This window comes from Thermosynechococcus sp. OHK43 (assembly GCF_014466085.1).
In the GTDB taxonomy this organism is placed as follows: domain Bacteria; phylum Cyanobacteriota; class Cyanobacteriia; order Thermosynechococcales; family Thermosynechococcaceae; genus Thermosynechococcus.
Map to the genome: position 1 here is coordinate 1 of NZ_JACOMP010000154.1, position 11702 is coordinate 11702.

Consider the following 11702-nt stretch of genomic DNA (forward strand, 5'->3'; position numbering starts at 1 on the left):
CCACCACCACCCTCTACCTCTACAGCAAAACCGATGAGGCGGGTCGCAAACCCCGCAGTGCGGGTGCCATTCGCCTGAGTCCCGACCTTGAACATTTAGATATTGCCGGCTGCATTGATGAGGTGGCCGACAAAACCCTTCGCCATCTGGCCTATGAACCCATTGCTTCGGGTCAATACCCGGTACTGTTTTCGGCCGCCGCCTTCCTCAGCTTGCTCAACGCCTTTAGCAATCTCTTTAATGCCCAAAGCATTTTGGATCGCCAGAGCCTCTCCACACCGGAGTCTCTGCATCAGGCGATCGCTAGCCCCCTTCTGAGCATCTATGATGACGCTCGCCACCCTGAAAATGTCGGTCAACCCCTGTTTGATGGCGAAGGCACACCCACCCGCCGCATCCCTTTGATTGAGCAGGGGGTTCTCACAGGTCTCTACCACAGTGCCGGTACTGCCCGCCGTTTTCAAACCCAACCCACGGGGCATGCCAACCTGGGAGCAAAGGTGACGGTGAGTGGTCACTTCTACGATGTTGCCGCGGGCGCAGGGGGCGATCGCGCCGATGGCCTTGTCTGGATTGATGAACTTCATGCCCTGCACGCCGGTGTTAAAGCGCTCCAAGGCTCATTTTCCTTGCCCTTTGACGGTTGGCTCTTGCGCAACGGCGAAGCCATTAGTATTGAAGCAGCCACTGTAGCTGGAGACATTCGCAGCCTGCTGAAAAATATCTGCCATCTGGGCACTGAGGTGGAAATCACCCCCTACGGCTGTTGTCCGCCCGTGTGGGTGAGTCCCCTTGCCATCACCGGTGAATAGCTAGACTTGCATCAAGTCGAGACTGCGGGAGGTGCCCAAGCGCGTGGCACCCGCATTGATGAGTTCAAGGGCTTGCTCACGGGTACGAATGCCGCCAGAGGCCTTGATGCCCACGCGATCGCGACTCAGGCGCTTAAGAAGACGCACATCGGCAACCGTTGCCCCACCGCGCCAGCCAGTACTGGTTTTCAGGAAGGCCACCCCAGCATCCAAGCAAATATCCACCGCCAGTTGCTTTTCTGCCTCCGTGAGCACTGTGGTTTCCAAAATTGCCTTGACCGTCACCCCCGTTTCAGCACAGATTTGGGCAATATCGCGATAGACAGCCTCTGTGTTTCCCTCCTTCAGCCAACCCCAGTTAATGGCCACATCCAATTCCGTTGCGCCACTGTCAACCGCCTCTTGCGCCTCATAGAGTTTGGTCGGACTGGTGTGGGCACCACTGGGAAAGCCAATGACAGTACAGACTTTCACAGGTGTACGATGGAGTAATTGGGCTGCAGTCTTGACCCATACGGGCATCACACAGACAGCAGCAAACTTCCATTGCTCGGCCTCCCCACAGCAACGTTCAATATCCGCTCTGGTTGCCAAGGGGTCCAGCTGGGTATGATCAATGTAGGGCGCAAGGTCAAACAAATCATGCTCCGTCATAGAGACTTTCCAAGTACAACCCTATTTTCAGTACTTGAATAATAATAAAAACAGGGCGGAAAATGAGACCTGCGGAGATCGGTTCTCCCACCCCCTACTTAAAATTCACCGCTGCTAGATTAAATCTAGGTTATCGCAGGCAACAACACCTGTGGACCACACTATCTCTTTGGGAGGACACTTTATGGAGCCAACCATGAACCCTCGCAACCTTCAGGAAAGTGCCGATTCCCTCTGGAACTATCTGCAAAGTTTGGATGCAGAAGTGGTGGCTCGCCTGTCCCGTCCCGCGTCGCCAGAAATGGCTATTGTGATGGAACGCCACATTGGTAACCTGCTGGGCTACTTGCCACCGGAGGGGTTTGAGGTTTCCATTACAACCAATCGGGAGCACCTTGGGCGTCTCTTGGCTTCGGCAATGATGAGTGGTTACTTCCTGCGAGGTGCCGAACAACGCCTTGAGTTCGAGCGATCGCTCCAAGCAGCGGCTCAAGCGGAAGACAGCAAATAATCCATGCCAACGGTACAGGACAGGGGGGGCGGGTACGCATTACCTGCCCTTCGTTTTGCCCTCTTAAATTGGTATCAGCAGCAGGGGCGGGACTTACCTTGGCGGCACACGCGCGATCCCTACGCCATCTGGGTCTCAGAAATCATGCTCCAGCAAACCCAAGTGGCCACGGTGATTCCCTACTACCAGCGTTGGCTGGCCATCTTTCCCACCCTTCCCGATTTGGCCGCCGCGGAGCTAGAAACGGTTCTGAAACTGTGGCAGGGACTCGGTTACTATGCACGGGCACGGCACTTACATCGCGCTGCCCAACAGATCATGACCCATCACGCCGGCAAGTTTCCCCGCACCTACGAAGCTGTGGTGGCATTACCGGGAATTGGCCGCAGTACTGCAGGTGCGATCCTGAGTGCCGCCTTCAACCAACCCCAGCCTATCCTCGATGGCAATGTCAAACGGGTTCTTGCCCGTCTTTACGGACTCACGGTTCCCCCAAAGCAAGCGGAAGCCCAACTGTGGCAGTGGTCAGCACAACTGCTGTGTCCCCAGTCTCCCCGCGATTTTAATCAAGCCCTCATGGATCTGGGGGCAACGATCTGTACACCCCGCCAACCCCTGTGTCATGCTTGTCCTTGGCAGCGCCATTGCTTGGCCCATCGCCACCAGTTAACCCATGAGATTCCTCGCAAAATGAGCCGTTCCCCCTTACCCCACAAAAAGATTGGCGTCGCGGTGATTTGGAATGAGACAGGTCAGATTCTCATTGATCGCCGGCCACCGACGGGTCTATTGGGAGGACTATGGGAATTTCCGGGGGGCAAAATTGAACCCAACGAGACGGTTCAGGAATGTATTCAGCGGGAAATTCGTGAGGAATTGGGGATTGAGATTCGTGTTGGCGAGCACCTAATTGACATTGATCATGCCTATACCCATTTCCGGGTAACGCTCTATGTTTACTACTGTCAGCATCTTTCAGGAACTCCTCAGCCTCTGGGATGCGATGCCATCCGTTGGGTGACCCCTGAGGAATTGCAGCAGTTTCCCTTCCCCAAAGCCAATACCGCTATTATTCAGGCCATTCACGAACGGGGCAGGCCCACAGCCTAGGCATTTTCAAGGACACCCTCAGCGGCCGCCTCATCCAAAAACCAAAGGGCATTGCCAGTAATCAGCCGCGCCGGATAGAGATGGGGATCACCGGTATCGGCAAAAATATGGCGCAGGGCAGTTTGTTTATTAGCGCCGCTCACAAGAAAAAGAATTTGGCGGGCATGGTTAATCAGGGGAACGGTAAACGTCAGGCGAGACTGACCATCCTTGTTGCCCACGGTCATCAGGCGATCGCTCACCGTCAGGGCTGTTGTGTGGGGAAAAAGGGAAGCCGTATGGCCATCGGGCCCCATCCCCAACAAAATCAGATCAAAGCTGGGAAATTCTCCTTCAGGGGTGCCAAAGGTTTGGCGCAGGAGTTGCTCATAGCGATCGGCAGCGGTCTGCGGATCCGCATCCTCCGTGGGCATTGGGTGAATCTGGTCTCTAGGAATCGGTACATGATTGAGCCACGCCTGAAGGGCCATCCCCGCATTGCTATCGGGATGATCGAGGGGCACATAGCGTTCATCGCTCCAGAAAACATACCACTGTAACCAAGGAGTATCCGCACCAACCAGGCTTTCGTAGAGGGGTTTGGGTGTCTTACCACCGGCTAAAGCAACTGTGAATCGTCCTCGTTGGGCGATCGCCCCCCTCGCCTGCTCAAGAACAAACTGCCTTGCCGCCGTCGTCAGGGCAGCCAAATCTGGAAAAACACGTCCATTGGGTGTTGGCATAGGGGCATCCTCCTAATTAGATCCTAATTAGAGCGAATCACACCATCAGTTACTGTGCCCAGTCCAGGACTGGAAAAGGGATCCGCATTGCCGCGCCAGTTAAATCCATTGATACGAAATAGAATCGCACCCAGCCGATTATCCAAGTTATAGCGAAAAATCACCCCATAGGTGCGCCGACTATATTCCACAATGATGTCTGTATCAAAGATCCGGCCCGTGTCCACATTAATTTTCATCTGTGTCCCTACTCGCAGAGGACCGTAAACCTGCTGCAACAATCCCACATTCAAGACACTAAAATCAGTAATACGATCAAAAATAAATGGTGAGGATGGCTCCCCCAGCGTCTGTGTAAATCCCAGATTAAAACTTGTGTAATCCAACCAGTTGCGGGAAAAATGACCCACTTGACCGCGAAAACCTGCCCCTGCAACTAAGGCGGGTTGAGTACTGCCATTGGTGTAGTAGTTAGCTGCACCGCCCAACTGACTATAAAACTCCAGGAAGGGTTGTACAGGACGTGGGCTATAGCGCAGCCCTTGGGTTTGTGTCGGCGGTAGGGGGGTACCCCGCCAAAGGGGCAGGGCCCAGTTAAGACTTGCGGCAGCTTGAAGACGGCCTAGGCTGGGCTTAGGGGGTAGGGATGGATCATCGCTGGCCGCCGTGACGTATTGTCCTCCCACCAGATAATTGAGGGCTAGGCCTTGAGTTAAGGGAATGTCTGTACCACTGAGCGTGCCCCCAAGGCTACTGCTAATTTCCTGCTCCCCAAGGGAATTAAAGACGCGCTGGCGATAAATGGCAGACACGGTCAGGAGATGGCGTGCACCAAGATTGTGGAACAGGTCTATTCCTGCCCGTGAGGTACGTGGCCAATCACTGGGGTCTAGGGTGTTTAAGAAACCGTAACCCCGCAGGCGGGTTTGGGAGGTGAAGCGATGCCCCACTTCGATCGCCCCGCCATAACTATTGGCGTCAAAGAAATTAAAGTCATTGCTAACGATCCGTTCTAGATAAATGGATGGTAGAAAAGTGACTTGGGTATTGGGGGTATTGATTGCTCTGTAGCGATAGAGAAGAAATAGCCCACCGCGATCGCGCTCATCATAGCCAAACTCAAAGGGCAGAATCTCATAGGGACGACCCACAACAAATTGCCGCAGGACAATGGGTAAAGCCACGCGCTGATCAAAAACAATCCTGCCTCGTCGAACTTTTAGCAGGGTTTCATCATCGGCACGGACAAGGGGTTCTGCTATTGCTTCCTGTGCCCGTGCTTCAAGTTCCGGAGGATTAAAGGGGTCATTGGTGATCCGAAGATTAGTTGCAAACCAACGGCGGCCATCAAACTCCAAGCGATCGGCCTCAAAGCGCAGGCGATCCAAGCTTTCCGTGGCGGCGGCTTGGGGCTCCACCTGCTGTTGGCCAAAGCCGGGGAGAGTCCTAGGGGGTAGAGAGTCAGGAGAAAGGGTCAGGTTCAAGTCCCGATTCACCCTGGCAGCACTGACAACGCCGCGGGCATTCGTGAGGGAGCCTTGATCCAGTCTCAGGTTATACTCCAAGCGATCGCCCTGTAGGACTTGATCACCGCGGGTAATTGTTACATTCCCTTCCGCCACCAGAATTTGGGCGTCAATATCCGTTTGAATGCGATCGGCGCTAAGTTCGGCTTCCTTGAATCGCAGGAAAACATTGCCAATGGCATTGAATAACCGCCGCAGCAGGTCAAATTCTTGGCGATCCGCGGTCACCTCTAAGGGTTGATCACGGACAACAGAGGTTTCAGAATTTGCCTGCCCCAGGGGAAAGGGGGCTGTAAAATCAGGTCTTGGCTCAGGGCTGATCGGCGTTGTATTGCTTAGATCAGGGGCTACCGTTGTTCCAAGTAAGTCTGCTTGTGAGGTGCCGATAACCGCCGTCAATTCTGCGGGTTGGGTAGGAGGGGGCAGACTAGCAAAAAGGGGTAAGAACAACAACGGTCAAACTTCCTCACGACCACTGCCTAGTTACCTTACCCGATGCCTGCCCCCTTTGGCGAGGATTACTCGAGATCCTTGCGCTTGGGATTACGAGCTGGGTCACCCGAGAGGAACCCGAAAACAAACAGCAGTACAAAGAAGGTTACAACGACATAAACGGTAATCTTGAGTGTTTCCATGATGTTGTGTTTTTCGTAGCGTCAACTTCTGATCATACGGGATGAGGGACTTCCTCGCATCCCCTAAAACACTTGGCTTTTTGTCGCATCTGAGAGTGTGGGAATTTCGGCATAGATGCCGCGCACAGACTGCACCACCCCATAGACAACGCCAATCACTGTGGCAATAAAGATAAAGTTGAAGAGCACCTTAATCAACAGGTCAAAACTAGCAATGCGGACAAGGAGTTCTATTAGCAGTTGGGCAATAAACAACACAATCCCCATCAACAGTGCTTGCATTGTGTTGTAGCGAATAAAGAGACTCACACGGTTATTGCGTACCACCAGCAGGTACAGAAGCATAAAAACGAGTAGCCCCGCAAAGGGAATTGAGTAGATTAAGGCAACGGGCAGTACCACCAAGACTAATGCTTGCAGCGGCGGAAATAGCTCAAATAAAAAGCCGCCAAAGGGCATGACGTAGAACAGGGGTAGTAGATAGGCTAAACTGGCGAAGATACGATCCGGCACAGTGGTGGTGGCACGCCAACTCATAGATTGCTCCTTAGAGTGTAGAGGGGGATTGACTCATCACCTTCAGTAGGAGTTCGGGGGAAATCATGTTGCACTCTATGGTTTTACTAATCAAGGGTGGTCCTACCCGCGAGGCAATAATGAGTTGAAGCTCAGGGCTGTTCTTAATCGAGAGCATGACCGCACCCATAATCGAGCTAGGATCAGGCGCTGAATTGCTGCTATTGGTGGGAAGCATTTGGATCAACTGGGCAATATCGGCGCAACTAGCCCCTGATACGTATTTTGCAAGGGCATCACTCATCTGCTCAACTGTGGTTTTCATCATCTCTGGCGGCAGAGGACTGGCGCCCTGGGCACGCACTGGCTGAACTGTTCCCATTGCAATCAGGGTACCCAAAAGAAGAGGCAGACTGCTCACCGATAAGCCCATGTCAATGGCACGCTTCAGCGATCGCCACATCATAAGTCTCAATACCTCAATAACATCTTAGATAACCCCTTTGGGCAGACTAGTTAGCACGCTCCTCAATCACCCGATCAATCAGGCCGTAGTTTTTTGCCTCCTCAGCGGACATGAAGAAGTCGCGATCCATATCCCGCTCAATTTTTTCCAGGGGCTGGCCCGTATGGTAGGCATAGAGCTCATTGAGTTGGCGCCGTACCCGTAAAATTTCGCGAGCCTCGATTTCAATATCCGTTGCTTGGCCACGGGTGCCACCGGAGGGCTGGTGAATCATGATGCGGGAGTGGGGGAGTGCCAACCGCTTGCCTTTGGTGCCAGCTGCAAGGAGGAAAGACCCCATCGAGGCAGCCAGACCGACACAGATAGTGACGACATCCGATTTAATATGTTGCATCGTGTCGTAAATTGCCATACCGGCGGTGACGGAGCCACCCGGGGAGTTGATGTAGAGCATGATGTCTTTGCCCGGATCTTCGGAGTCAAGGTAGAGCATCACCGCCACAATTTGGTTGGCAATCTCATCATCCACTTCTTTACCCAGGAAAATAATCCGCTCGCGATAGAGACGGTTATAGATGTCAATCCACTGGGTGTAGGGTTCACCGGGCATCCGGTAGGGGACTTTGGGTACTCCGATGGGCATAGAATCCTTCCAGGCTGAGCTATCAACGCCGCTTTTCTCCCTGATTCTAACCTAATTCCTAGAGCCTTCGCTCTACACTTGGCAAAGGCAGAGGGCAAACCACTGCTGAGGATCAGTAAAGGTGTTGATCCATTGGAACCCGGCAGCGGTGAATGCCTCCTTGAGGGCAGTAAGGTCAAACTTGCGGGAAATTTCGGTGAGAATTGGTTCACCAGCAGCAAAGGTGCACTGAAAATCAAGGGCAGCCAAGGTAACGGCTTGTCTCTGTTGCGAATCTAGATACATTTCAATTTGCTGGGCAATTGGGTTATAGATGGCGCGATGGGCAAAGGCTTCGGGCTGAAAATTTCCTTGAAAGCGCCAATTGAGGTGATGGAGGATATTGCGGTTAAAAGCAGCCGTCACCCCTTGGCCATCGTTGTAAGCAGAAAGCAAAATACTCGTGTCTTTGATGAGATCCACGCCCAGCAGGAAATAGTCCCCTTTCTTAAGAACCCGATGCACCTGTTGAAACAGGGTCTGGCATTCGCTGGGGGAAAGGTTGCCGATTGTACTACCGAGAAAGCAGAGCAAGCGGCGGGGGGCTAAGGGGGGTGGTAGGTGCTCTAAGCCTACTTGATAGGTGCCAACAAGGCCATGAATGCTCAGCTGGGGGTAATCGGCAAGAAGAGCCATGGCACTGGTCTTGAGGATCGAGCTGCTGACATCAATGGGACAGTAGTAAAGATGGGATTGCACTTGAGTATAGGCGGACAGGAGGAGGCGAATCTTGCGATCGCTACCGCTTCCCAGTTCCACAAGTTCACAGGCGCCCGTGAGTTGGGCGATCGCCCCGGCGGCGGTCTTTAAAATGCCCAATTCTGTACGAGTGGGGTAGTATTCCGGTAACTCACAAATTTGTTCAAAGAGGCGCGATCCCGCAGCATCATAGAAATAGTAGGAGGGAAGAGACTTGGGTTCCTGAGTCAGACCCCGGATGACATCTTGGCCGTCCTGTTCTGTGGTGAGACTGGGTAAGTGGGTCAGGCGTAGGCGATCGCTCACAGGGAAAACGGCTCCAGAATGGGCAAATCTTAGGATATTCTAGCTTTTAGCCGCTGCTCCAAACGGCGCCCCCACCCCGCGATCGGCAAATTCATAAAATTCCTAAGGCGCCATAGGGAAGTGCCAAGGCTGCCACTCCCGCTGTCTAGGTATTCACTGCAGTTGCAAGGTTCATGTGGACTCACACTGCACCAACACCGCATGGGTAATCATGGGAGTATTGCCAAGCCCTGGCCAGTGCAGAAACAGAAAGGGGGATGGTCATCCAGCGAGGATTTTGGGTTCACCGGTTGCTACTGCTTAAACAATACCAATTTGCGCCTGTTGATCATTCCACATGTTCCACTTTTCGTAGATGCGGCGCAGTGTGCCATCTTTCTTGAGGATATCAAGGGCTTGGTCAATCTCTGTCTTGAGGGTTTCTGCTTTGGGGTTGTTTTTGTTAAAGGCAATAACATAGTTATTCAAAAAGATTGGGACACCAATTAGCCGTAGGTGATTGTTTACTTTGCCCCCCGGACCGGTGCCAAGAACGTAGTAGGCAACAATTGGAAAGTCTAGCATCACGGCATCAAGGCGCCCCTGAGCCAACTCATCAAAGATCAGGTTGTTACTAGAGTAGGTACGGGTTTTAATTTTTTTATCCCCTTCAAGAATTTCTTGGGCTTTGTAGTCAATGCCAGTGCCAACGGTCATGCCAGCCAGATTGGCAAGGGTGACTTCACTAGTAGAAGTGTATTGTTCGAAGCGGGGATCATCGGCTCGGACTACGATCTGTTGGCCATAGCGATAGTAGGGCTGGGAAAAGAGTTGAAGGCCCTGGCGATCGGGGGTGATTTCCCAACCGTTGAGAATGATATCAAAGCGGTTGGCAGCAAGGGCAACCAGCAGTTGTTCGTACCCAGTGTCAACGAATAGGGCCTTAACTCCCATCAAGCGGGCGATCGCAGCGGCAATTTCCACCTCAAAGCCAACTAAGTTTTTGGGATCAGTAGGGTCATAAAAAACGTAGGGAGCACCCTCAATGGCCTCAGCCCCCCAAACCAATGTACCCGGATTGAGGAGACCCCTGCTGGAGATGGTGCCCGTGGTTGAGGTTCTGGAGGTTGAATCTACATTACCAGCACAGGCTGTGAGGAGGCTTTTACTGCCTGTGGCGATCGCCATCGCCCCCATTCCCTGCGCTACACAACGCAAAAACGTGCGGCGGTGCAACTCCATAGCGCTGTCCTTGTATGAGGTTGAGCATGAGTTGAGGGTTATTGTATCGGATCAACCCAGCCCCGGTTTAGTTTCTATCACCCCCACTGCCAAGACTACGACGTTTTGTTACTGTTTGAAAGGCGTAAATAATATCTCCTTCCTGCCATTGTTGGAAATCATCCAGGCGTACACCACATTCATAGCCAGCCGCAACCTCGCGGACATCGTCCTTCATGCGTTTGAGCGAACTCAAGATCCCCGTGTGAATGGTGTTTTGCTGGCGCAGCACCCGTACTTTGCAGTTGCGCACCAGCTTCCCATTGAGGACATAACAGCCGGCCACCATGCCTTTGCTGAGGGGGAAGATAGCTCGCACTTCTGCTTGACCCAGTTCTTCCTCCACCAGTTCGGGTTCCAGCATCCCCTCCATTGCCCCTTGAATATCATCAAGGAGCTTATAGATGATGTTGTATTCGCGGATATCCACGTTGTGCTGCTCCGCTGCTTGGCGTGCTCCTGAAGCGAGGGTAGTATTAAAGCCAATGATGACGGCACTACTGGCAGCGGCAAGGTCAACATCGGTTTCGGTAATTTCGCCGGGGGCCGCCAACAAAATCCGCAACTGCACTTGATCTTGGGGCAGTTGGTTGAGGGCCGTTAAAATCGCCTCAACCGAACCTTGAACGTCAGCTTTGAGAATGAGATTGAGTTCCTTGAGTTCCCCTTCGCGGGCTTGGCTAGACAAGGAAGTGAGGGAGACCCGCCGGGCGGCGGCGGCTTGGGCAAGGCGGGATTGACGTTGGGCGGCGGCGCGCTCCTCTGCAAGGGCACGGGCGGCTTTTTCATCGCTGAGGACTTCAAATTCATCTCCCGCAGCAGGGACATCTGCCAGACCCAAGACTTCGACTGCAAAGGAGGGGGTTGCTGCCTCGACCCGCTGGCCGCGATCATCAATCATGGCGCGAACCCGACCAAAACAGGCACCCGCCACTAAAATATCACCGACCCGCAGTGTACCGTTTTGTACCAGCAATGTGGCCACTGGTCCCCGCGCCCGATCCAAGTGGGCTTCAATGACGGTGCCCTTGGCGGGGCGGTTGGGATTGGCGTAGAGGTCCTCCACCTCTGCCACCAGCAGGATCATTTCCAGGAGCGTATCGAGATTTTGCTGTTGCAGGGCACTGACGGGCACCATAATCGTGTCGCCGCCCCACTCTTCGGGCACTAGACCGTATTCAGTGAGTTCCTGCTTGATTCGCTCTGGTTGGGCAGACTCTTTATCAATTTTATTAATGGCGACGATGATCGGAACCTTGGCTGCCCTGGCGTGGCTAATGGCTTCAATAGTTTGCGGTTGTACGCCATCATCGGCGGCAACGACGAGAACGGCAATGTCAGTGACCCGTGCCCCCCGTGCTCGCATAGCGGTAAAGGCTTCGTGACCGGGGGTATCGAGAAAGACCACCTGATGTTTCTCGCCGTTGTGTTCGACGTCCACGTGGTAGGCGCCAATGTGTTGGGTGATGCCGCCTGCTTCCCCTTGGGCAACCTTGGCATTGCGGATGGCATCGAGGAGGGTGGTTTTGCCATGATCGACGTGACCCATAATCGTGACCACAGGCGGACGCCGTTGCAGGTGATCAAGGTCACTCGACTCTAGCATTTCAGTGACTTTTGTGGCCTCGACTTTGTGCTGTGCTGTTTCCACCGTGATCCCCAATTCCTTGGCCACGAGTTCGATCGTTTCGATCTCAAGGGTCTGGTTGATGGTGGCGGCAATTCCCTTAAAGAAGAGAATTTTAATGATTTCTGCCTCGGGGCGACGCACTAAAGTGGCCAATTCCTGCACCGACATTGGGC

13 protein-coding genes are annotated in these 11702 nt (G+C 53.4%); 3 read left to right on the forward strand and 10 right to left on the reverse strand.

Annotation, left to right across the window (positions count from 1 at the left end; all coding sequences use genetic code 11):
• A partial coding sequence (locus H8Q75_RS06450) for a metallopeptidase TldD-related protein (RefSeq protein ID WP_297040940.1) occupies positions 1 to 812 on the forward strand: 812 nt, incomplete at its 5' end.
• Here the strand turns inward: H8Q75_RS06450 and deoC are convergent.
• Positions 813 to 1466 carry a deoxyribose-phosphate aldolase gene (deoC, locus tag H8Q75_RS06455; protein WP_024124132.1) on the reverse strand — a complete coding sequence of 218 codons (654 nt, stop codon included), beginning with the start codon at positions 1464 to 1466 and terminating at the stop codon, positions 813 to 815. It abuts the gene before it with no gap.
• Positions 1467 to 1650: 184 nt separating this feature from the next.
• Between deoC and H8Q75_RS06460 the strand changes: the two genes are divergently transcribed.
• Together H8Q75_RS06460 and mutY are read left to right on the forward strand one after the other, a co-directional pair.
• Positions 1651 to 1977 carry a DUF760 domain-containing protein gene (locus tag H8Q75_RS06460; protein ID WP_024124133.1) on the forward strand — a complete coding sequence of 109 codons (327 nt, stop codon included), beginning with the start codon at positions 1651 to 1653 and terminating at the stop codon, positions 1975 to 1977.
• 3 nt (positions 1978 to 1980) lie between these two features.
• On the forward strand, positions 1981 to 3087 hold the full coding sequence (mutY, locus tag H8Q75_RS06465; RefSeq protein WP_297040941.1) for an A/G-specific adenine glycosylase: 1107 nt from the start codon (positions 1981 to 1983) through the stop codon (positions 3085 to 3087).
• Here mutY and pgl read toward each other — a convergent pair.
• From pgl to infB, 9 genes are all read right to left on the reverse strand, one after another.
• A complete protein-coding gene (gene pgl / locus H8Q75_RS06470) occupies positions 3084 to 3809 on the reverse strand; it encodes a 6-phosphogluconolactonase (RefSeq protein WP_024124135.1) in 726 nt (241 codons plus the stop codon). The genes mutY and pgl overlap by 4 nt on opposite strands.
• Positions 3810 to 3832: 23 nt before the next feature.
• On the reverse strand, positions 3833 to 5785 hold the full coding sequence (locus H8Q75_RS06475) for a DUF3769 domain-containing protein (RefSeq protein ID WP_297040942.1): 1953 nt from the start codon (positions 5783 to 5785) through the stop codon (positions 3833 to 3835).
• A 68-nt stretch (positions 5786 to 5853) separates the two neighbouring features.
• Positions 5854 to 5970: a photosystem II reaction center protein I gene (locus tag H8Q75_RS06480; RefSeq protein ID WP_024124137.1), complete on the reverse strand. Its 117-nt coding sequence runs from the start codon at positions 5968 to 5970 to the stop codon at positions 5854 to 5856.
• 63 nt (positions 5971 to 6033) lie between these two features.
• Entirely contained in the window at positions 6034 to 6507 is a 474-nt protein-coding gene (locus tag H8Q75_RS06485) for a Tic20 family protein (RefSeq protein ID WP_024124138.1), read from the reverse strand.
• A gap of 10 nt (positions 6508 to 6517) precedes the next feature.
• Entirely contained in the window at positions 6518 to 6952 is a 435-nt protein-coding gene (locus H8Q75_RS06490) for a hypothetical protein (RefSeq protein ID WP_157869627.1), read from the reverse strand.
• A gap of 46 nt (positions 6953 to 6998) precedes the next feature.
• Positions 6999 to 7595 (reverse strand): ATP-dependent Clp protease proteolytic subunit, encoded by a 597-nt coding sequence (locus H8Q75_RS06495; RefSeq protein ID WP_041428943.1) that lies wholly within the window; start codon positions 7593 to 7595, stop codon positions 6999 to 7001.
• A gap of 72 nt (positions 7596 to 7667) precedes the next feature.
• On the reverse strand, positions 7668 to 8639 hold the full coding sequence (gene egtD, locus H8Q75_RS06500; RefSeq protein WP_024124141.1) for an L-histidine N(alpha)-methyltransferase: 972 nt from the start codon (positions 8637 to 8639) through the stop codon (positions 7668 to 7670).
• Between the two features lie 300 nt (positions 8640 to 8939).
• Positions 8940 to 9860 (reverse strand): ABC transporter substrate-binding protein, encoded by a 921-nt coding sequence (locus H8Q75_RS06505; protein ID WP_297040943.1) that lies wholly within the window; start codon positions 9858 to 9860, stop codon positions 8940 to 8942.
• 67 nt (positions 9861 to 9927) lie between these two features.
• On the reverse strand, positions 9928 to 11702 hold a 1775-nt coding region (gene infB, locus H8Q75_RS06510; RefSeq protein ID WP_297040944.1), incomplete at its 5' end, for a translation initiation factor IF-2.

Excerpts from the sequence above, each read along its gene's own strand:
- deoC (WP_024124132.1), bottom strand. The coding sequence starts at position 1,466 with ATGACGGAGCATGATTTGTTTGACCTTGCGCCCTACATTGATCATACC.
- H8Q75_RS06460 (WP_024124133.1), top strand. The coding sequence starts at position 1,651 with ATGGAGCCAACCATGAACCCTCGCAACCTTCAGGAAAGTGCCGATTCC.
- mutY (WP_297040941.1), top strand. The coding sequence starts at position 1,981 with ATGCCAACGGTACAGGACAGGGGGGGCGGGTACGCATTACCTGCCCTT.
- pgl (WP_024124135.1), bottom strand. The coding sequence starts at position 3,809 with ATGCCAACACCCAATGGACGTGTTTTTCCAGATTTGGCTGCCCTGACG.
- H8Q75_RS06480 (WP_024124137.1), bottom strand. The coding sequence starts at position 5,970 with ATGGAAACACTCAAGATTACCGTTTATGTCGTTGTAACCTTCTTTGTA.
- H8Q75_RS06485 (WP_024124138.1), bottom strand. The coding sequence starts at position 6,507 with ATGAGTTGGCGTGCCACCACCACTGTGCCGGATCGTATCTTCGCCAGT.
- H8Q75_RS06490 (WP_157869627.1), bottom strand. The coding sequence starts at position 6,952 with ATGATGTGGCGATCGCTGAAGCGTGCCATTGACATGGGCTTATCGGTG.
- H8Q75_RS06495 (WP_041428943.1), bottom strand. The coding sequence starts at position 7,595 with ATGCCCATCGGAGTACCCAAAGTCCCCTACCGGATGCCCGGTGAACCC.
- H8Q75_RS06505 (WP_297040943.1), bottom strand. The coding sequence starts at position 9,860 with ATGGAGTTGCACCGCCGCACGTTTTTGCGTTGTGTAGCGCAGGGAATG.